Annotated in this window: 21 protein-coding genes and 1 tRNA gene; 9 read left to right on the top strand and 13 right to left on the bottom strand. The window is 69.3% G+C overall.

What is annotated here, in order from left to right; all coding sequences use genetic code 11:
• Positions 1 to 16: 16 nt before the first annotated feature.
• The 6 genes from SCAB_RS22310 to SCAB_RS22285 form a co-directional block, all read right to left on the bottom strand.
• Positions 17 to 202, bottom strand: a complete 186-nt coding sequence (locus tag SCAB_RS22310; RefSeq protein WP_013002340.1) for a mobile element transfer protein — start codon at positions 200 to 202, stop codon at positions 17 to 19.
• Positions 202 to 384, bottom strand: a complete 183-nt coding sequence (locus tag SCAB_RS22305; RefSeq protein ID WP_013002339.1) for a hypothetical protein — start codon at positions 382 to 384, stop codon at positions 202 to 204. The genes SCAB_RS22310 and SCAB_RS22305 overlap by 1 nt, the downstream gene beginning before the upstream one ends.
• Before the next feature lie 20 nt (positions 385 to 404).
• Positions 405 to 1,058, bottom strand: a complete 654-nt coding sequence (locus SCAB_RS22300) for a DUF2637 domain-containing protein (protein WP_013002338.1) — start codon at positions 1,056 to 1,058, stop codon at positions 405 to 407.
• An 88-nt stretch (positions 1,059 to 1,146) separates the two neighbouring features.
• Positions 1,147 to 2,523, bottom strand: a complete 1,377-nt coding sequence (locus SCAB_RS22295; RefSeq protein WP_013002337.1) for an FtsK/SpoIIIE domain-containing protein — start codon at positions 2,521 to 2,523, stop codon at positions 1,147 to 1,149.
• The gene (locus SCAB_RS22290; RefSeq protein WP_013002336.1) at positions 2,523 to 2,879 is read right to left on the bottom strand and encodes an SCO3933 family regulatory protein; all 357 of its coding nucleotides are present in this window, start codon (positions 2,877 to 2,879) and stop codon (positions 2,523 to 2,525) included. The genes SCAB_RS22295 and SCAB_RS22290 overlap by 1 nt, the downstream gene beginning before the upstream one ends.
• 168 nt (positions 2,880 to 3,047) lie before the next feature.
• The gene (locus SCAB_RS22285; protein ID WP_013002335.1) at positions 3,048 to 3,836 is read right to left on the bottom strand and encodes a GntR family transcriptional regulator; all 789 of its coding nucleotides are present in this window, start codon (positions 3,834 to 3,836) and stop codon (positions 3,048 to 3,050) included.
• A gap of 107 nt (positions 3,837 to 3,943) precedes the next feature.
• Here SCAB_RS22285 and SCAB_RS22280 point away from each other — a divergent pair, with 107 nt between their 5' ends.
• From SCAB_RS22280 to SCAB_RS22265, 4 genes are read left to right on the top strand one after another with little or no spacing between them, the layout of a single operon-like run.
• The gene (locus tag SCAB_RS22280) at positions 3,944 to 4,351 is read left to right on the top strand and encodes an NUDIX hydrolase (protein WP_013002334.1); all 408 of its coding nucleotides are present in this window, start codon (positions 3,944 to 3,946) and stop codon (positions 4,349 to 4,351) included.
• 46 nt (positions 4,352 to 4,397) lie between these two features.
• Positions 4,398 to 4,826 (top strand): ATP-binding protein, encoded by a 429-nt coding sequence (locus SCAB_RS22275; protein ID WP_013002333.1) that lies wholly within the window; start codon positions 4,398 to 4,400, stop codon positions 4,824 to 4,826.
• On the top strand, positions 4,820 to 5,212 hold the full coding sequence (locus tag SCAB_RS22270) for a hypothetical protein (RefSeq protein ID WP_013002332.1): 393 nt from the start codon (positions 4,820 to 4,822) through the stop codon (positions 5,210 to 5,212). The genes SCAB_RS22275 and SCAB_RS22270 overlap by 7 nt, the downstream gene beginning before the upstream one ends.
• A gap of 22 nt (positions 5,213 to 5,234) precedes the next feature.
• The gene (locus tag SCAB_RS22265) at positions 5,235 to 5,681 is read left to right on the top strand and encodes a hypothetical protein (RefSeq protein WP_013002331.1); all 447 of its coding nucleotides are present in this window, start codon (positions 5,235 to 5,237) and stop codon (positions 5,679 to 5,681) included.
• A gap of 40 nt (positions 5,682 to 5,721) precedes the next feature.
• On the opposite strand, the gene SCAB_RS22260 is transcribed toward SCAB_RS22265, so the two are convergent.
• The 4 genes from SCAB_RS22260 to SCAB_RS22255 form a co-directional block, all read right to left on the bottom strand.
• Positions 5,722 to 7,518 (bottom strand): IS481 family transposase, encoded by a 1,797-nt coding sequence (locus tag SCAB_RS22260; RefSeq protein ID WP_408054983.1) that lies wholly within the window; start codon positions 7,516 to 7,518, stop codon positions 5,722 to 5,724.
• Positions 7,519 to 8,005: 487 nt separating this feature from the next.
• Positions 8,006 to 9,349, bottom strand: a complete 1,344-nt coding sequence (locus SCAB_RS45165) for a Fic family protein (RefSeq protein ID WP_078580169.1) — start codon at positions 9,347 to 9,349, stop codon at positions 8,006 to 8,008.
• A gap of 630 nt (positions 9,350 to 9,979) precedes the next feature.
• A complete protein-coding gene (locus tag SCAB_RS47395) occupies positions 9,980 to 10,147 on the bottom strand; it encodes a hypothetical protein (protein WP_158512254.1) in 168 nt (55 codons plus the stop codon).
• A 129-nt stretch (positions 10,148 to 10,276) separates the two neighbouring features.
• Positions 10,277 to 10,361 (bottom strand) — tRNA-Ser (locus tag SCAB_RS22255).
• Positions 10,362 to 10,526: 165 nt separating this feature from the next.
• Here SCAB_RS22255 and SCAB_RS22250 point away from each other — a divergent pair.
• The gene (locus SCAB_RS22250) at positions 10,527 to 11,021 is read left to right on the top strand and encodes a hypothetical protein (protein WP_060878736.1); all 495 of its coding nucleotides are present in this window, start codon (positions 10,527 to 10,529) and stop codon (positions 11,019 to 11,021) included.
• 122 nt (positions 11,022 to 11,143) lie between these two features.
• On the opposite strand, the gene SCAB_RS22245 is transcribed toward SCAB_RS22250, so the two are convergent.
• Positions 11,144 to 12,952 (bottom strand): S1C family serine protease, encoded by a 1,809-nt coding sequence (locus SCAB_RS22245; RefSeq protein WP_013002328.1) that lies wholly within the window; start codon positions 12,950 to 12,952, stop codon positions 11,144 to 11,146.
• A 254-nt stretch (positions 12,953 to 13,206) separates the two neighbouring features.
• Here SCAB_RS22245 and SCAB_RS22240 point away from each other — a divergent pair, with 254 nt between their 5' ends.
• The 3 genes from SCAB_RS22240 to SCAB_RS22230 all read left to right on the top strand — a co-directional run bounded on the left by SCAB_RS22240 (position 13,207) and on the right by SCAB_RS22230 (position 16,138).
• Complete coding sequence (locus SCAB_RS22240) at positions 13,207 to 14,016, top strand: glycerophosphodiester phosphodiesterase (protein WP_013002327.1); 810 nt, start codon at positions 13,207 to 13,209, stop codon at positions 14,014 to 14,016.
• 351 nt (positions 14,017 to 14,367) lie between these two features.
• Positions 14,368 to 14,997 carry an ATP-binding protein gene (locus SCAB_RS22235; RefSeq protein WP_078580168.1) on the top strand — a complete coding sequence of 210 codons (630 nt, stop codon included), beginning with the start codon at positions 14,368 to 14,370 and terminating at the stop codon, positions 14,995 to 14,997.
• A 151-nt stretch (positions 14,998 to 15,148) separates the two neighbouring features.
• Entirely contained in the window at positions 15,149 to 16,138 is a 990-nt protein-coding gene (locus SCAB_RS22230; protein WP_013002325.1) for a DUF5926 family protein, read from the top strand.
• Positions 16,139 to 16,393: 255 nt separating this feature from the next.
• On the opposite strand, the gene SCAB_RS22225 is transcribed toward SCAB_RS22230, so the two are convergent.
• Both SCAB_RS22225 and SCAB_RS22220 read right to left on the bottom strand, forming a co-directional pair.
• Entirely contained in the window at positions 16,394 to 17,155 is a 762-nt protein-coding gene (locus SCAB_RS22225) for a hypothetical protein (RefSeq protein WP_231885109.1), read from the bottom strand.
• Positions 17,156 to 17,210: 55 nt separating this feature from the next.
• Positions 17,211 to 17,876, bottom strand: a complete 666-nt coding sequence (locus SCAB_RS22220) for a bifunctional DNA primase/polymerase (RefSeq protein ID WP_013002323.1) — start codon at positions 17,874 to 17,876, stop codon at positions 17,211 to 17,213.
• Between the two features lie 513 nt (positions 17,877 to 18,389).
• Between SCAB_RS22220 and SCAB_RS22215 the strand changes: the two genes are divergently transcribed.
• Positions 18,390 to 19,913: a PP2C family protein-serine/threonine phosphatase gene (locus SCAB_RS22215; protein WP_078580167.1), complete on the top strand. Its 1,524-nt coding sequence runs from the start codon at positions 18,390 to 18,392 to the stop codon at positions 19,911 to 19,913.
• Positions 19,914 to 20,034 lie beyond the last annotated feature (121 nt).

Raw genomic sequence — 20,034 nt, 5'->3', positions numbered from 1 at the left:
GGGTCCCTTCGGAGGATCAGCGGACGGGGCAGCGGTGGGTGCGGGCGGCCAGCTCGGCGGCGGCGCGGCTGTCGTAGTCGGCGGAGAAGCCGCAGCGCGGGGCCGTGCAGGCGGCGGTGTGCTTCTCGCGGCCCCGGCCGTCGTAGGAGGTGGCGACCTGGACGGGGCCGATGCGGGTGACGTTGCGGAAGCGGCGGGACATCAGAGGTCGTCCTCTCCTGTGAAGTCGTGGGCGTGGTCGGTGAGCCACTGCTCGATCTCTCGGTGTTCGTTGGGGGTGGCCCGCTTGATTGCGGCTTCGGCGAGGGCCACGGCGTCGACGAGCCGGTTGTCGCGGGTCAGCTCGGCGGAGCGCTCCAGGGCCGACTGGATAAAGGGGCGCATGGTGTTGGTCTCCTCGTCTGTCAGGTGAGGTGGGCGGCGATGGCTTCGGCCATGGGCGCGGGGACGCCGAGGCGGGCGCGGAGGGTGGGGGTGTCGATCGGGGCGCCGGTGCGGTTGTGGTGTTCGGCGGCGACCTTGCGGGCGTGTTCGACGAGGGCGGCCGGGACGGGGACAGCGGGCCGCTCGGGTGGCGATGGCTCGATGGCCGATGGTGTCGGCGGCGGTTCCTCGGGGGCGAGTTCGGGCGCGTGCTCCTGGTCCACGGTGTCGTCCGTGTCCTCGGGGCCCTTGTGGTCTTGGTCGGTTGTGGCGGGGGTGGTGTGGGCGAGGAGGGTTCCGCCGAGGAAGGCGACGGCGGGCCAGCCCGCGACGAGGATGCGTAGCCAGGCCGGGACGTTGTTGAGGTCGAGGAGGCCGGCGGTGGCGACGTTCGCTCCGAGGGAGGCGGCGAGGGCGATGACGAACCAGCACCACCCGGCCGCTTTCGCCTCACCCGAGCGCAGTCGGCGCCAGGCGGCGACGAGCAGCAGGTCGACCGAGACCGGGTAGGCCCACGCCTTCCAGCCGTCCTGTCCGGCCGCCGAGGCGATGTCGTGCAGGTGGGCGAAGGACAGCGCGGCGGCGATGAGTGCCTGGACGAGCACCGCGTCGACACGGGCCAGTTGGGCGCGCATGAGCGGCTCCTCTTCGGATTCAGGCATGGCAGGGGTAGGGAGTTGGCGCGAGGCGGTCACGCCGACCGGGGTAAGGGGTGGGCGAAGGTCAGTCGGTCACCGGATGCGGCTGCACCGCCGGGGCCGAGGACTCCACGGGCCGTACGGGGGTGTCGGGCCGGAAGGGCTTGAGCGCGGGCAGGTCGGGCACCAGGTGGGACGTGTCCCGGCAGATCTCGGCGGCGGCGCCGAGGGACAGGTACGGGGTGCGGATGCGGGACCAGCCGCCGGAGGTGTCACCGGCCACGGCTAGGCCGGGCAGTTCGGGAGCGATGGCGCAGGCGGCGGATACGGCTTCGGGGGCGATGTCGCCGAGGGCCATCTTTGCGGAGGCTTCGTCGTTGACGCGGTGGCAGACCCGGCCGGTGAGCTGGGCCCGGAGCATGGTGGCGCCCTTGCCCAGCTCGGCGCCGAAGCGCTGCCCGCACACCTCCAGATAGATGCCGGCGGCGCGGCCGAGCTGGGCGAGCCGGATGAGCTGGGTGACCATCTCGTCCCGGCGTTCCTCGTCCTTCTTCGTGGCGACGAGGAAGAGTTCGGCCACCTCATCGACGAACAGCACGATCGGCACCGGGCGTTCGCTGTCGGGCAGGCCCCAGATGTCGGAGGTGATCTCCTCGTCGGGGGTGCCGGGGGCGATGCCCTGCCGGGCCTTGATCAGGTCGTAGCGGTCCTCCATTTCCTTGATGAGCACGGGCAGCAGCTCGGCGGCTTCGTCGGGGTCGGTGGCGAGGGCGGAGAGCCGGGAGGCGAACGGCGCCAGCTCCACACCGCGCTTGCAGTCGATGCCGACCAGGGCGACGGGTTGCCAGGCGAGTCCGGTGATGAGGTGGCGCAGGTACATGGACTTGCCAGACAGCGTGGCGCCGAGGGTGAGCTGATGCGGAATGGTGCGGTAGTCGCGTACGAAGGGGGTCGCGTCCTCCCTCAGTGCCACAGGCACCTTGAGGAGTTCGGCGGTGGCCTTTCGCGGCATCCGCACGTTCCGCAGCACGTCGAAGCCGACGAGCCGCAGTTCGACCACGCCCGGCTTGACCGTCGTCACGTACACGGCGTGGACGCCCCAGGCGTGCCGCAGCCGTTCGGCCGAGGCGGCGACGTCGGCCGGTTCCTGGCCCGGAGCGAGCCGGAGGCGGAGCCGCAGCCCGGTCGAGGTGGGCCGGATGATGCCCCGCCGAGGCGGTACCGGCCGGACCTCCCGCCGAGTGGTGGCCTTGACGGCGAGGACCCGCAGCCGGGACGGCGCCACGGTCAGCCCGCACGCCTCCATGACCGAGCCGTAGGAGCCAAGGAGTCGGGCGGTGGATATCGGCAGGCCGACCGTGGGCCAGTACACGCGGGGGTGCTTGGCCCGGGTGTAGGCGGCCCCGCCACCGAGTGCGGCGAGGGGACCACCCACCTCCAGAAGTGTCACCAGATCGGACATCAGGCGGTGGCCCCCATGGCGGCCGGGAAGGCGGCCGGAGTCACGGCGGCGGCGCGGAAGGCGATGCCGTGCCGCTGCTGGCCGTTGAACACCGACTCCCACGGCCGTGCCACAAGCCCCGGCAGCGAGACCGGCGCCCCCAGCGTCAGCCCCTCGGCCACACCGCCCTCCGGCACGGTGACCTTGAACAGCGACGACTCCCCGTCCTCGATGTAGACGACGCCGATCGTCATCAGCGCTTCCCCGCTGACGGCGTCCTTGGCGATCTCGCCCGTCTGCCGGTCCCGGACCTTGGGCTCAGGAGCCTCGGTCAGCAGGATCGTGGCGGCCGAGGTCTCAACACGAATGGTGCGCAAGGCAGTTCACACATCTACTCGTCTATACATGATGCGGTCTACGAACCCGATCTCCGGGCTCATGCGGACCACCCTGCCACACCACTTGCCCACTCGTCTATACGAGTATGCCTGTTGGGGTGTACGAGTCGGAGAAGCGTCCCCCGCGCACCACCGCAAATCACCTCATCACGTCGCCGGAAGCTGATACGACAGCACGTAAGCGTCCGCCGCCATGACCGTGTCACAGACCTCCACGGCCCGCCCTTCGGCATCGAAGGCGGTACGGATCAGGTGGATCACCGGCACACCGGAGGCCAGCCGAAGCGTCTTCACCTCGGCGGGCGAAGGCATCCGCGCACGAATCTCCTCCTCGAAGTGGTCGAGACGATGCCCCAGCTCCTCAAGCCGGGCGTAGATCCCGCCGGGCCCGGGGTTCGGCTCAGCGATCGGCGTACCGCGCGCGATGTCGAGCGGCAGATACGAGGTGGCGAACTCGACCGGCCGCCCGTCGAGGAGATACCGGCGCCGACGAGCCAGCACCCGCCGCACGGACCCGAGCCGTGTCGAGACGTCCTGACTGGCCTTTTCTTCCTTCACCTCAAGACTGTCGACCTGGGGGTGACCGCCGGCGGCGTTGGCTTCGACGATGAAGGCCGCCTTGCCCTGCTCGCGGTGGCGCCGGGCGAACCGGTCGGAGGCGAGTCGCCGAACGGGCGGCCGGGGCCGGACGAAGACGCCCTTGCCGTGCTCGGCGTGCACGAGCCCTTCGCCCTGGAGGACGGAGAAGGAGTTGCGGACCGTCATCCGGGATACCCCGTAGTGGTCAACAAGCTCGGCTTCCGAGGGCAGTTTTTCACCCTCCTTGAACCGCCCGCGGTCGATGGCCTCGCGCAACTGGTCGGCGATCTGCCGAAAGACCGCACGATCACTCGTGGGGTCGAGATCACCGAGGAAGCCGGAAGGAAGAGAGGGCACGTGTACTCCTTTAGATATCTAGACGAGTGGGCGATTGTTGTTGCTACGGTGGAGAGCCTAGCCAGCCGAGAGGGCCGAGGAACGTGAGCACTGACCGTCCGCACTCCGTGAGCGTCGCCGGAGTAATCGTCGACGACCAGGGCCGGGCCCTCTTGATCAAACGCCGTGACAACGGCAAGTGGGAACCCCCGGGCGGAGTCCTCGAACGCGAGGAAACCCTCCCCGAAGCCCTCCAGCGCGAAGTACTCGAAGAGACCGGAATCAAGATCGCACTTCCCGCGACCCTGACCGGCGTCTACAAGAACATGACAGGCCTGATCGTCTCGCTGGTCTTCCGCTGCGAGGCGGCCGACGGCACGCCCACCACCGGCGACGAGACCCGCGCACTGCGCTGGGCCACCCGCGAAGAAGTCACCGAGCTTGCCGACGAGGCATACGCGATCCGCGTCCTGGACGCACTCGACGCGACATCCCCGCCGGCCATCCGCGCCCACGACGGCGTGAAACTCGTCTAGCCCGAACCCGCTGCACATGGCGGCCTACCAGCACGAAGGAACTTGTATGCACGAGTATACGAGCACCGCCCGGGTCTGGGGAATCACTTGCCCAGGATTTCCGGAAGAGGTGAGCCGGGCCCGCCGCTGGACCCGCGACATCCTGCGCGGATCACCCCTGGCCGACGACGCCGAACTGATCGTGAGCGAGCTGAGCGCGAACGCGATCCTCCACACGGCCAGCGGCACGGAATCCGGCAGCTTCCACCTGGCCCTCGCGGTCACCCGGCAGGTGATCGCCCTGTCGGTGACGGACAGCGGAGGAACCGGCACGGCCCCCAAGGCCGAGCACCAGGACGACCAGGCCGAACATGGCCGCGGCCTGGGCATGGTCACCGCACTCGCCCACCGGGTCGTCGTCCACGGCAGCGAGGGCGGCTACACAGTCACCGCGGAACTGTTCACCGGCACCCGACCGGGAGACCCCCTGTGCTGAAGGACGGAGCCCGCCGGGGCTACTGGTGCGAGTGCTGGACCGAAGACCTCACCGACAAGGGCCCGTTGACACTCCGAGCATCCTTCGACGCCTACACCGCACCCCAGGCCGACCGATGGGTTGCCGTCGCACTCCGCACCATCTCACCGGCATTCGACCCGGAAGCATCCGAACAGGCATGGCAATGGCTGTACGACGGCCGCATAGACACACGCCGAGCCCTCCTGCGCTCCGAACCCTGCACCGTGTCGGTCACCATCGACTCGACCCGCATCACCTGGACGATCCGGCCAGTGATCTTCCTGCCCCTCGCACACCGCCAAGTCACCGAACTGCCTTCCTGCGCATACGACTTCAAGCCGCGCCACGACAGCCATCAGCGGTGACGCCCTCCATTAGCGTGACCCCATGACAGACACGGGGAAGCCCACACGGAGGCCCAGACAGCTGCACGAGCTGACAGATCTGTACGACTTCCTGGACGAAGTCAGGTTGCGTCCTGGCATGTGGGTGCGAGGCCGGTCGCTCCTGCACCTGGAGTCCATACTGATCGGCTACACAGCGGCCCTTGGCGTCCACGGCATCGACGAGGACTGCGACCTTCAGCCGAGGAGTCTGGGGCCGTTCGCTCAGTGGCTTTGGCGTCGCCTGGGAATGACGTACCCCAGCTCACTGGGGTGGGCGGTCGAAATCGAGCGCAAGGCAGAGCAGACCGACGTGCCTGCCATGGAGTTGTTCTTCGAGCTTCTGGATGAGTTCCGCGCCGCAGGCCACGAAGCCCACCAGGTGCAGCCAGCCGGTCAAGCATCGGCCGAGGGCGGACAGTCACAGCAGTCCGTGTCGGATCCCAGCTGATGCCTGACGTTCTGGTCCCAGCTGTTGTTTGACGGTGGGCCTAGACAACTTGGGAAGCCCCGTGGGGCTTGTTCGCTTTCACGTTACGGACCGGGACGTCGGTCGTGCGCCGGATGACCCGGATCTGCCCGTCCAGTTCGACGGTGATCGTTGTGTCCGACACGTGCACGGTCACCGTCCGACCTGCGTAGGGGCGGCCGAGGGAGACGGTCTGGCGGCAGACCATGACCGTGCCCACCGCGCTGACCCGCCGCTGCACGCGGACCGGCTCCACCCGGGGCCGGGGCGGCGGGCCCGCGGGCCGCAGGCCGTGCAACCGCTGCACCTTCTCGCTGGTGAGCGGGTTGGGCCGCACCCGCAGCAGCTCCCGCGACGACGGATCGAAGAACGACAGCGTCTCCTCGTCGATCCGGATGCCGACCTGGCGGCCGCCGAGGATCTCCGCAGCCAGCACCTGGCGCCCGCCCAGGTTCACCAGCCCGCTGTTGTTCACCACCCGGTCCACCTCGAACGCGGCCCCGTCCCCGGCAGGCAGTGGAGACGGACCCGCCGCGCGACCTCCCCGGGCGGCAAGCTGCACGAGATCCGCCACGGACAGGTGCGACCGCACGCTCTTGATCCGCGCCCCCGCGACCAGCAGATGGATCACCGCAGTGTCCGCCCAGAACGTCACCGTCAGCCCCGAACGGGACGGCCCCAGCCAGAACTGCTTGCCCGCGACCTGCAGATTCCCACTCGCAGGCACCACCCGCTCGAACTCCACCGGCCCACCAGGCTCCACCGGCACCACCACCTCGGGAAGGGATGCAGGAGCCGACGCCGTTTCGACCGGATCCGGCACCCCAGAGGAAGTCCGCTGCTGCGGCACCAGCGCCAGCACCCCAGGAACGCGCAGCCCGAGCACATCCCGCTCATCCTGGGGAACCGGCGTGAACCGATCGCCCGGGGACTGCATGTCCAGCGCCTGATGCGGACGCAGGCAGTTGTATTCCTGCACCCACGCGTCCAGCGCCGTCTGAGCTGCCTGGATGCTCTCGAACGCGCCGCAGTCGTCGAGGAGTTCACGCCTCAGCGTCTGATGGAACCGCTCGACCTCGCCCGTCGTGGTCGGGGAGGCCGGCTGGGTGAGGCGGTGCGCGATCCCGTTCTCCCGGCAGATCCGGTCGAACAGCACCTCACCACCGTGACCGAACCGGTCGGTGAACTGCTTGCCGTTGTCGGTCAGCACCTCCTCCGGCACCCCGAACCTCTGCAGAGCCCCGGCGAACGCCGAGCAGACCGCCCGGCCGGTCGCCCGCTCGACCACCGAAGCGATCACACAGAACCGGGAATGGTCATCCACCCCGGTCACGACCTTCGCCTCGGTCAGCTCACCGGTCACCGTGTCGACGAGCATCACGCCGCCGACGATGTCCATCTGCCACAACTGCATCGCACGGTCCCGCTGCCAGCGCTTGTAATCCGACCGCTTCCGGCGCCGCGCCCCCGGCTCCACCAGACCGTGACGGACCAGGATCCGATACACGGTCATCCGGGACGGCACCGGCGCCACCGCCCCGGACCGCTCCAGCGCATGAGCGATCCGCCGCGGACCCCAGCGAGGGTGCTTGCGCCGCAGCTCGCACACCGCCGTCTCCACCTCGGCGGATGCCTGATGCGGACACGAGGCCGGCCTGCGTGACCGGTCCGCCAGCCCCGCCAGCCCCTCGGCTTCATACCGGGACTTCCACCCGCTGACCGTCTGCCGCGACACCCCCAGCGACGCGGCGACCTCGGTCACCGTCGCACCCGCCAGCACTGCCAGCACAGCCCGGTATCTCTGCTCGACAACCGACAACTCCACCAGAGCCAATCCCGGCCTCCCGCCACACGCCGCAACGACGTGCACAGAAAAGCCGATCACGGCCACCGTCAACCATCAGCTGGGATCGAACGGTCAAGCATCTACCGGGACCGGACACACCCCACCAGACCGACTGAGTTACAACTTTCTCTACTGGTTTTCAAGGCGGCTCGCTCCGCTCCCCGCGCGCGGCCCGGCCCCCGGCCGGGCCTGCGCTCCTGTCTCCGCCCCGCTCCAGCCCGGCCAGCGCCCGTGCCGCGCTCAAAGTATGCAGCCGTCTGATGCCAGAGAAGGGGTACATCGTGGCTGGGGCGGTCGGCTCCACGGCTTTACGGAGGCCACTTTGGCGCGAGCCTCGAAGATCATGGCCCCAACGTCGTGCTTTACCGGGCAGGTCCACAGACTGCCCGACGCGCCGGAAGCTTACGGGGCCATGATCACTCGCGCCAAAGCAGCGCCACCCCAAAGCCGCTCCACCGACCTACACAGTGAGCGCATCCGCCATATATCGGGCTGCCGTAGACAGGTCAAGTTCATCAACCTCATAACCAGACCGAAAAAGCACCGGCCTTTTCTCCATGGGCCGGAGAACGATCTCGTCCGGGAAAGTCCCACCCGCTTGAAACGGCCTGTACGGATGAATACTAGTGGGATCATCGTCTCGAATAGATGTAAAAATCGACGGATAGCGGAGGTCATCGCCACTCAAGTCTTGCATTCTTTGACTCGTAAATCCGTACCAGAGTAGCCAACGCGGAGCCCTATCTCGATCGAGAACCTTCGCAAACCAGGAATTCCCCTCCGAATCTTTTTCCTCTAGGAGCGCAAAGGATTCTAGATCCGGGTACCCCTGAAGAAGTAGGGACCATCCACGCCCCTTCAGCTCACTAGAAAGTGCACCGAAGTACCTTTCCGGGAGAGCTTTCCACAACCCGTACCTATTCTGAGACGTCGTAAGAAGTCTGTCCTTGATAATGTCCCGAACATAGTCAGGCTTAGACATGATGCGAACGGTTCTATTCAAGACGCTAACAAAGAGGTCATAGAGCGGCAGAAGATCCCCTTCGTCACTTTCTGCAAGCACGTCATAGTATTGACCTCGGTCAACTCTGGATTGCACGAGCAACGGCGGGAATCCATTACGAGCTAGCGCCAGATTGGCAAGAATTCGAGCCATCCTGCCATTGCCATCCTCAAAGGGGTGGATATGCGTGAGCCAGGCATGAATGATGGTGGCCTCAAGTGCCGGATTAACCGAGCAATCCTGCCACCAGTCGGACAACTCGCGCATCTTTAGTCCGACGTCCCAAGGGGCGGCGGTACGAAGAGATGTCCCCCCAATTTCATTCCCCTGAGCCTTGTATTTCCCCGCATAAGGCTCTCCGCTTGCGATCAGAGCATGCAGAGATCGAATCTCATACTCGTGAGGACGAGCCGACGCTCTTGCCCATTCATCGGCGACCTCATGCGCCTTGTAAAGACCCAATGCTTGATATACGCGCGGATCCTGTCGCACGGCTTGCATGAGAGAGCCAATAGGCGCTTGGAGGAGTTCTTTATACATTAGCGCCACTTCAGTAACTTGAGAGTGCGACCATTCATATCCCTCAATGCGGTTGCTTTCCGCAACGAGGCGACTCCGGATGGCCCGCTGATAAGGCTCGAATAGCTCTTGACCCTCGGTGGCAATTCTCGATTGAACGGCGATGGACTTTTCTCTCGACCGGACCGCTTTCTCCTGTACGGTCGAAAACCGCGTCAGGGAGTAAGTGTCCGACGCGATTAGATACGGCGTGCCCGCGAACTCTTCTTCAACGTGCCTCATACCAAGGCACGATATAGACAGAAGCAGCTTTCTGCAGGCACATCGGCGAAACGGTAGTACTGAGTGCTACCGTCAATGAAAGATCATGCGACTTATCGAGCGTCGCCGCCGCTCCACAGCAGGTCAGGAACGTTCTCACCGTTGAAGCACCCACGCTGCCCAACCTGATGTTCGCAGCACCGGAGGAGAGGCAGACGGCCTCGGCGGCAGGCAGTTACTTGGGCGGGGAACAGCGGGGAATCACGGTGAAGGCAGCCGGGCCCGCGGAGCTCTTGCCTCGACCGTTCGCCCAGGCCAGCGACCGAATCGCCCGCGAATGCCCGCAGCTTCCCAAGCTGAGGGCCCCCCTCGGCCAAAGACGTGCCTCCGGCGGGGGCGCTCAGGCTCCGAGATGGCAGGGGGCCCGGTGCGCGGGTGCTGGCCGTGCGTGGCTGGTGCGGGGGCTCCCATCCCGTCTGCCGTCGACCCAGGCAGAGCCGAGCAGACGCGGCCCAGGGCGTCAAGGTCGTTCGTACAGTGGCGCGCTCCACCTTGACGCCCTGAACCACGCCCGCTCCACGGTGTGTGGGTCGACGGCAGACGGGATGGGAGCTCGGGCAGGTGGTGGGTGAGGATAGGGACGACGCTTCCTCAGCCAAGCTTGCCGAAGCTACCCAAAACAGCGAGGCAGAAGATCAAGAGAGCGCCGATAGAGACCAACCCGCGCTTGATGTAGAGACGGCGTTCCTCAGCTCTACGATCCTCCCGGTACTGATGCAGGCCCTGCGTCAGTGCTCGCGCCATCTCATCTTCGTTCATTCTGCCCCTCACTCTCGTGCCCCTTACGTGCCCGATCTGGCGGGAACCCACGGGGAATCAAAGTGTTCTGCGGTACCTGAACGTGAACGAGCCCCCGACCTCAGTCCCAGGTCAGGGGCCGTTCAACCGCGGTGGGTGTGGGATTTGAACCCACGGTGACTTGCGCCACGACGGTTTTCAAGACCGTTCCCTTAGGCCGCTCGGGCAACCCACCTCGCCCGGCCCACCTGGGGCGGAGCGGGTACAGCGTACCCGGCGTGGGCGGTGCTCGGGGGTTTGGTCCATGGGAGGGGTGGTGGTGCGGGGGATCGTGGGGTTCGGCCGGTTCTCGGTTGTCGCGTGGGACGCGTCGGACCGGTACAACCATGGGGGGAGGGCCATGAAACCGGAGATCGTCATCTCGGTGTCGGCGACCGTCATAGCGCTGGCGTCGCTGTGGGTGAGTTTCACCGAGTCCAGGAGCACTCGCGCCCACAACCGTCAGTCGGTGCGGCCGCTCCTGCAGATCAGGCGGGTGAAGAATGCCGAAGGCGGGCGCACCGGCATCCAGGTGCTCAACGCAGGTCTGGGCCCTGCCCTGGTCACCGGGACCACGGTGTGGCTGGACGGTGCCGAGATCGGTGGCTGGGGCCACGAGAGCCACCGGCTGATCACCGCCGGGCTGTCGGTGGAGCCCAGGCATTCCACGCTGCCCCGAGGACTGCCGCTGCTCACCGGCAAGGAGCTGCCGCTGCTGGTCCTGGACGACTTCGATCCGGTCGCGCACGAGCCGTTCTGGCGCCTCGTCACCGAACGGCTCCGGATCGAGATCCGCTACGAGTCGCTGTACGGCGGCGAGGAGTTCAGGGCTGTGAAGGGCCCCCGGCAGCAGTAGGGGGCGGGGAGGTCACGGTGCCGGGGGCGCCGCACACGCCCGCGCGCCCCGGGGCCGAACCACCCCGCCGATCAAGGGTGTTCCGGCGCCGGGGCGCGCGGGTGTCGCGGTCGGGGTGTGGGTCAGCTGTCGCCCTCGCGTTCGCCGAGGGTGACGTCCGCCGTGCGGGTCTTGCCGTCGCGGGTGTACGTGAGGGTGACCTTGTCGCCGGGGCGGTGGGTCCAGATCTCGCCGATGAGGGTGGGGCCGCTGTCGATGACGTGGTCGTCGAGCTTGGTGATGACGTCACCGGGCTTGAGGCCGGCCTTGTCGGCGGGACCGTTCGCGGTGATGGACTCGGAGCCCCCTCCACCGGAGTTGGTGATCTTCGCTCCGCCCGTGCCCTCCTCCAGGGAGACCGAGGCGCCGATCACCGGGTACACCGGCTTGCCCGTCCTGATCAGCTGCTGGGCCACGTTCTTGGCCTGGTTGATCGGGATGGCGAAGCCGAGGCCGATGGAGCCCGCCTGGCCGGAGCCGAAGCTGCCGCCGCTGCTGGCGGACTGGATGGCCGAGTTGATGCCGATGACGTTGCCGCGGGCGTCGAGGAGAGGGCCGCCGGAGTTGCCGGGGTTGATGGACGCGTCGGTCTGCAGGGCGCTCATGTAGGAGGCCTTGCTGCCGGAGGAACCGTCGCTGGAGGCCACCGGACGGTTCTTGGCGCTGATGATGCCCGTCGTGACCGTGTTGGAGAGGCCGAAGGGCGCGCCGATCGCGATCGTCGAGTCGCCCACCGCGACCTTGTCGGAGTCGCCGAGCGTCAGGGGCTGCAGGTTCGACGGGGCGTTCTTGAGCTTGATGACCGCCACGTCGTAGCCCTGCGCGTGGCCGACGACCTCCGCGGCGTACTTCTTGCCGTCCGGGAAAGTGGCCGACACCTTGCCGCCGTCGACGGCCTCCGCCACCACGTGGTTGTTGGTGACGATGTGGCCTTCCCTGTCGAACACGAAGCCGGTGCCCGTGCCGCCGTCGCCGTCGCTGTTCGACGCCTCGATGGTCACCGTGCTCGGCAGCGCGGAGGAGGCCACGGCGGCGACCGTACCGGCGGCGCGCTTGACGTCCCCGCCGTTCTGGGAGGCCGAAACGGTCGTGGAACCCGTGGAGTTGTCGTTGCGGTCGGCCAGGGTGTAGCCGATGCCGCCGCCGACACCGCCCGCGACCAGCGCGGCCACGAGAACCGCGGCGATCAGACCGCCCCGCTTCCTGCCCGCCGGCTTGGGGGCCGGCTGCTGCGTGTGCTGCCACGAGGAGCCCCAGCCGCCGTCACCGGGCCCGCCGGTGCCACCGGCTCCCCCGGCCGCGCCCGTGTCCGCGTACGCGCCACCGCCGTTGTCCGCGTACGACGGGACCGCGGGCGGTACCGGAGGGGGCCAGGAGGCGTCGGGCGCGGAGGACCCGGTTCCCCCGGGAGCGTGTCCGTAACCACCGCCGGACGCCTGGCCCATGCCGTGTCCCTGACCGGGGGCCGCGGCGTACGCCGGTGCCCCGGCGGACACCAGCTCCGGGTGCGGCTGATGCGCCATCGGCTGCTGATCAGTCGGGTACTGAGCGGTCGGGTACTGCGCCGTCGGATGCTGTCCGGTCGGGTGCTGCATCACCGGCTGCTCGGCCGTCGGGTGCGGCGCCACCGGCCGCTCCGCCTGCGGCACGTGCGGCACCTGTGGCTGCACCGCGGTCGCAGCCGGCTCCGGGGCCGTTGGCGGGACCGGCGGGAGCTGGGTCGTCGGCGCGTTGTCGGCGCTCGTTCCGCCCGCGGGCTCGGCGGGGGACTCCGCCGGGGCCTCGCTCGGCTCGTGCGCCGGGGTCTGCGCGGAGGCAGCGGCAGTGTCCACCGGCACGGGAGGTGCGGACGGGGCCGGGGGTACCGGGGTGCCCTCGTTCTCGGTGCTCACAGCTTTTCTCCTCGATCCACGGCTTCACCTTGTCGGCGGTCGACTGTTCGTTGGTCGCGCACCGGACTGTGCGCATTTTTGTATGGGGTCAGCTTTTCCCACGAGCCGTCAGGGCACCATAAGCGGTGCCTGTGGGTCCGGGACCATCCTTTATATAGGATCTATCGGACTATTGACGTGTACTGTGCGTACGAACCCGGTCGTCCACCGTCACCGCCCCCACGCGTACCCCGTCCCGGTGGCACCATGACGCGGTGACCCACGTACGACAGCTCCCGATTCAGGTCGTCGCCCACCGGGGGGCGTCCGAGGCGGCCCCCGAGCACACCCTGGCCGCGTACAAGAAAGCGATCGAGGACGGTGCCGACGCCCTCGAATGCGATGTGCGGCTGACGGCGGACGGCCACCTCGTCTGCGTCCACGACCGGCGCGTCAACCGTACGTCGAACGGCCGGGGCGCGGTCTCCGCACTGGAGCTGGCCGATCTGGCGGCCCTGGACTTCGGCTCCTGGAAGAACGGGGACGAGGCCCCCGACTGGGAGGTCACCCCCGAGGACCGGGCCGACACCTCCGTCCTCACTCTCGAACGCCTGCTCGAACTCGTGGCCGACGCGGGACGCCGGGTGGAACTGGCCATCGAGACCAAGCACCCCACCCGCTGGGCGGGCCAGGTCGAGGAACGGCTACTGGTCCTGCTGAAGCGGTTCGGGCTGGACGCACCGGAGGCGGCCGCCGAGTCGCCGGTACGGATCATGAGCTTCTCGGCGCGCTCGCTGCAGCGCGTCCGCGTCGCGTCCCCGACCCTGCCGACGGTCTACCTGATGCAGTTCGTCTCCCCCCGGCTGCGCGACGGACGGCTGCCGCACGGTGTCCGGATCGCGGGCCCCTCCATCCGGATCGTGCGCAACCACCCCGCCTACATCGAGCGCCTGAAGAGCGCCGGCCACCAGGTGCACGTGTGGACCGTGAACGAGCCCGAGGACGTCGACCTCTGCGTCGGACTGGGTGTCGACGCCATCATCACCAACCGCCCCCGCGCGGTGCTCCACCAGCTCAGCCGCTGACCGCGCGTCGCCCGCCCGAGCCCGTCGGCCGCCCTCCCGGACGCCGGGCCCCTCGCCTCCACCGGGACGCGTCCGGATCCGCCGACCGCACGGCCTCCCACAACCTCGAACACACGATTCCGACAGCTTCCGACACCACGGCGGGGAACCGTTCCGAACACGCCGCTGTTCACAGCCGCGACCACCGCCCCGACCCCTTCACCACCCCCTGCGCGGCACTTGACGGAGGTAAGAATTCCGCCAAGGCGTCCGGTCGACGACCGGGGACAAGTCGGCATATCGGGGACGAAATTCAGCCAGTCGGCTACCAGGAGTGCTCCGGCGCGTTCGGTGCGTGTTCGACCGTCGCGAGTGCGCCAGAGCACGTCTTCCGGCCGGTTTCCGGTCCAGCCCCATGGGGCATTCACACCGTGGCGTGGGGCGAAGGAGGTCTCGGGGGTGGCGTTGGTGGTGGCACAGGAGGTGCCCACGTCGTCGAGCATGGCCGTACCCCATGGCCCTGCGGGCGTGGGGCAGGCGAGGCACCGCATGCGCGATCAGTTGCGCGACGGCGGTGTGGCGGACACGGTCATCGACGATGCCCTGCTGATCCTTTCCGAACTGCTCAGCAATGCGTGCAAACACGGCAGGCCGCTGGGCGACGCCCTGGCCGGGGACGGTGACGTGCGCTGCGCCTGGCGCATGGATCCCACCGGACGCCTCACGGTCGAGGTGACGGACGGCGGTGGTCCGACCCGTCCGGTTCCGTCCACGCCCTCGGTCACCGCGCACGGCGGCCGCGGGCTGAACATCGTCACGGCACTGGCGGACGACTGGGGCGTGCGCGACGACGACCGCGGCGAGGTCACCGTGTGGGTCGTCGTCCAGGACGACATCTACCGTGCCCACCGCAGGGAGGACTTCGCGAGCCGCGTCGTCGCCCCGTCGGTCTCGACCGTCCCCGACCTGGACTTCGCGGACGCGTTCGACGACCTGGACTGACCGGGCGACCTGCGGCCGGGCGTACGCAACCCGGCCCGAACCACCGCTTCCGGGACGACTCGGTGCGTTGTCCACAGGGTCCCGTCGGTCGTCGGACGAACGGCTAGGCTCGCGCCAGTACGAGACGAGCCGTGATCGGGAGACACCCACGATGGCCAAGAAGCGACCCCACACGAAGGCCAAGCGCCCGCAGGACACCGGCGGAGTCGGCGCCGGAGCCGCCGATGGGCAGGTCCCGGTGGTCGGCGCGCGCGAGCAATGCCCCTGCGGCAGCGGCCGCCGCTACAAGGCCTGCCACGGCCGGGCCGCCGCCCAGGCGGTGACCGAGCTGGTGCAGCGCCCCTTCGAGGGCCTGCCGGGTGAGTGCGACTGGATCGCGCTGCGCGAGCTGGTGCCCGCAGCCACCGTCGAGCTGAAGCTGAAGGACGCGCTCCCGGAGGGCGTCCCGTCGGTGACGCTCGCCACCGTCCTGCCCATGGCGTGGCCCGCGCTGCGCCGCGACGACGGCTCGGTGCTGCTCGGTCTGCAGAACGACACGTCGTCCGGCGACATCAGCCGCGACCTCGCCGACACCCTCCGGCGCGCCCTCGAGGCCGCCCCGGGCACCCCGGTCCAGGGCCGGCGGGCCCCCGCCGACGGACCACGTCTGCAGGATCTGCTGGACCCCGAAGGAAAGTTCGAGCCAGTTGTGCACACCGGCTTCGAGTTCTGGGTCCCGGACACGGAGAACACGACCCCGGAGGTGACCGCCTCCCTGGAGCGCGCCAACTCCGCGGCGATCCCGACTGTGAAGCTCGCGGGCGTGGACGCGGCGTACTGGTGCGAGACCCCCGAGAAGAACCATTTGCGATGGGTCATGCCGCACGCCGAGGAGCGGCTTCTGGACGCCCTCGCCCGGCTGCACGCGGCGGGGCGCTCCAGCCTCGGCGAGGGCACCCGTCTGGTCGGTTCCTTCCGTGCTCACGGCCTCACCGTGCCGGTCTGGGACCTCCCCAGCGGGGTCGGCGCGGACGACGTCGAGAAGCCGGCGGCCGAGTTCGCCGAGCGGCTCGCCGCGGCCCTGGCCGACGAGTCCCCGCTCACCCCGGACGAGCGCCGTGCGCGCGGCGGGCTCACCAACCGCCAGGTGACGCTGAGTTGACGGTGCGCGCCGGTACCGACCGTACGGGCGGCCGGCCACGTGCGTTCGGGATGTGGTGACTCCTGTCACAACTCCCCTACGTGACAAGCGCATTCGTGTCCGAATAGCCAAGACCGAATTTGCGAAGCGCCGATCTCTTGTTACGGTTTCATTAGCCCGGTTGCTGGTGCATCCCCCGTCGCCAGCAACCGGGTCTTCTCATGCCCGGGGTCCTGGACGCTTCCGCCGCGTCGGCCCCGCTCGGCCTCAACGCCCTTACGAACGCCCTGAGTTGCTCCCTGAGCGCAGCAACAGCGGTCCCTCGCCGTCCGGGGCCGCGAACTCCGCCACGGCCGTGTACGCCCCCAACACGCCCCGCGTGCGCTCCCTGGGCGTCTCGCACGCCCCCGGCTCGTCGTGCGCGCCCACGGCGCAGTGCATCCGTACGGTGTGACCGCCGGGCGCCATCATGCTGAGGACCGAACTCAGCTCACGCCCGGTGGCGTTGCGGTAGTACGTGCGGGCCCAGGTCTGCTCGCCCTGTGTGAGGACACAGGTCTGCGCCTCGATGCCGTCGGGGGAGGTGAGTTCGGGACCGCAGCGGGTGGCCGTGGCGATGCCGATGCCCAGCAGGCGCCGCGAGGACCCCGCGGCGTCGTCCGCGGCCTCGTCGCCGCCGCCTGTCGCCGGCCCGTCCGGTCCGCCCGCCTTCGGATCGACGTGCCCGGAGGACTTCTCGGCGGACCGTGGCAGCGCGTCGCCGGCCCGGGCCGGGCCGGCGGCCGGGGCCCGCTCGGGAGCGAGGGCACGGTCGGAGGTGCGGGCGGGCTCGGACACGGGCACCTCGTCGAGGGGGCCCGCGGAGGCGGCGAGGGGCAGACCGAGCGCGACCGCCACGGCGGCGGTCAGGCCCGCCAGGCGGAGCCGGCGTGGATCGGGCCCGCCGCGCGCCGGCTCGGGGGCTCTACGGCTCCAGGGCGGGGGAGCGCTGTGGCGACCGCGCGGAGGGGCCCCGCGGCCCCCGGGAAGACGCTGCATGTGCGGAAGATAACGACCGACCGGGGGCGCCCGGCCCCGTGCGCGCCGGGCGCGCTCAGAACTCGGGCGCGCTCACACCCGTACGAGTGAGGGCGTCGACCACCGCGTCCACGACCGCCTCCACATCGGGCACCCAGGGCGCGGCCGAACCGGGCAGCGGGGCCCGCTCCCAGCGGATCAGTCCGTGGCCGGTCTCGGAGGGAGGAAGGGCCAGATAGCCGCCCTCGCTGTGGAAGCGGAGCGAGCCGGGCACGAAGTCCTTGGCGTAGAGCAGTTCGCCCAACTGCTCCATGGAGTACGGCGCGACGAGGATCGCCCAGCGGTGCGGGGCCGCGACCACGGGGCCGAGGCGCATGCCGGTGCGGTCCAGCGCCGCCAGGGCGCGGGAGGCGGCCAGGGCGGGCAGGCTCACCGCGCAGGGGGCGGTGCCACCGGTGGCCAGCACGATCGGCGCGGTCGGGCGGTTGCCCCACCACCAGCGGACCATGCGCTCGTCGGTGGTGGCGGCCAGCAGGCCGGGATCGAAGGGGTGAGCGCCGGGCACCACGCACTCCGGGTCCGGGCAGCCGCAGCGGGCACGCCCCTGCGGGTCCGGCGCCACACCCGGGAGTACGGGCCACTGCCATTCCGTCGCGAACGTCAGGGCCTGCTCAAGAAGCTCGGGCCTCCCGCCGCTGCGCCTGGACAGGAGCCTGCGTCGCTTTCCGGGGATCTCGCGCATGAGCGCTCGTCCTTTCCGTTGCACGCATGGCAACACCGTGGGTCACATCACAACATGTGTCGTTCACTGCACTGTGCGTACCTGCTGGCGCATCACACCCCTGTCGCGGACAAGGGGAACCCCTGCGGGCCGGGCTCGGTTACGTCCGCGTCCATCGCTTGCGTCGACGTGCGTCTGTCAAAAGCATGGGCATGGCGTAGGGGTGGCGGCGCCTGGCGTTTTGCCGTCTCGCATGTGCTCGCCGCCTCCGCCACGGGAGGATGGGGCTCGGTCGTCGGTGGATAGGACGCCCGGGTCCGCCGCCAGGTTCCGGGCGACCTCCGCCACCCCTGGCCTTCACCGAGTACGTACCCATCACGACCGCTGTGACGCTCTGTTGAACAAGGCCAGTCGACCTCAATACACCGTTCACCACAACACTTTTCGGCCAACTTTCCTTTACCCGTAGGAATGGACAAGGGGTTGACAGGTGTCCAACAGCGCCTCACGGACACCAGATGTCCCAGCAGGACAATGCTGGACATCCCCTCACGAGTGCGTGTACATGTGGAGAGACTGCTAGCGGCGCAGAATGACATGGGGGTTTGCGATGCTTTTGAGCAATACGCACCGGTCGGAAAGCCGGACACCATGAACGCCCCTCACCCTCCGAAAGTGGCTGGAATCGATTCAACGGTTCCCTCCCCCGCACACACTGTCGCGCCCGCGCCCGCCGCCCCTGATTCCCCACCGGCCCCTTCCGCCACAGGACCGGCCACCGCTCCCGGGGCCGTTCTGCAGGACAGACTCGCGGGCTGGGTCTCGGATCTCACGACGCTGCACGAACTCACCGAACGCCTGACCCGCACGGACTCACTCGACAGCGCGCTGGAGGAGACCCTGCGCGCCGGAGCCGCCCTGGTCGGCGCCCGGCGCGGCCTCCTCGTCCTGGAACCGGCCGGCGGACTCGGTCCGGACACCACCGTCGGGCTCGGTCTCGGCCGCGCCGACCTCGGGCACATCGAGACCGTGCCGCGCAGTTCCCTGGCGTACGGCCGCATCCTCGACGGACTGCCGGGCGGTGACGGCGAGATCGCCCAGCCCGACCTGTTCGCCGAGGACGGACTCGACCCCCGCCACCGCGAGGTCGCCGCCCGGCTCGGCTACGCGGCGAGCTACGCGCTCCCCCTGTCCGCCGAACGCGCCGGCCGGCTCGGCGCCGCCGTCTGGCTGTACGACGAGCCCGCGGAGCCGGTCGAGCGGCAGCGGCACCTCGTCGGGCTCTACACGCGCTACGCCGCCGAGCACCTGGCCCGGCTCGCCGAGGTCGAACGCACCCGCGCAACCATGGCGACCATCGCCGAGGAACTGCTGCCCTCCCGGCTGCCCCGGGTCGCCGGCGTCCAGCTCGCCGCCCGGCACCGCACCGGACCGCGCGGCGGCGGCGACTGGTACGACGCGCTGCCGCTGCCCGACGCCGCGCTCGGCCTCGCGGTCGGCTCGGTCACGGGGTCGGGGCCCAGCGCGATCGCCGCGATGGGGCGGCTGCGGGCCTCGTTGCGGGCGTACGCCGTGATGGAGGGCGAGGATCCCGTCGCCGTCCTGTCCGACCTGGAGCTGCTGCTGCGTCTGACGGAGCCCGCCCGCTCCGCCACCGCGCTCTTCGCCTACGTGGAGCCCGCGCTGCGCAAGATCACGCTCGCCGGGGCGGGGCACAGCCCGCCGCTGGTGATCGGCGAACGGCGCACCGAGTTCGTGGAGACCTCCCTGTCGGCACCGCTCGGCATGCTCGCCTGCTGGGAGGCGCCGAGCGTGGAGCTGACCGCTCATTCAGGAGAAACCGTCCTGCTGTACACCGACGGACTGCTCCAGCGGACCGGCGAACCCGTCGACCGCGCCTTCGCCCGGCTGCACGCGGCTGCGGCCGGCGTCCCCCGGGCCCTGCGCACCGACCCGGGCGCCATCGCCGACCACGTCCTGCGCACCGTGCTGCCGGAGCGGCTCGACGCGGCCGACGGCACCGAGGACGTGGTGCTGCTGGCGGCACGGTTCGAGTAGACCCGGCGGCCCCCTTTCGGTGCGGCTCACCGGCCCCTCCCGGCTGCTTGCCGTGAGGGGCCGGTGACCCCTGGTGAGAGGTGTCCCGACCGCCCCGGGTCCCCGGCGGTGCGACCGTACG

The organism is Streptomyces scabiei 87.22, from assembly GCF_000091305.1.
In the GTDB taxonomy this organism is placed as follows: domain Bacteria; phylum Actinomycetota; class Actinomycetes; order Streptomycetales; family Streptomycetaceae; genus Streptomyces; species Streptomyces scabiei.
Note: the sequence above shows the minus strand (reverse complement) of the source record. Positions and strands in the feature narration are given on the sequence as shown.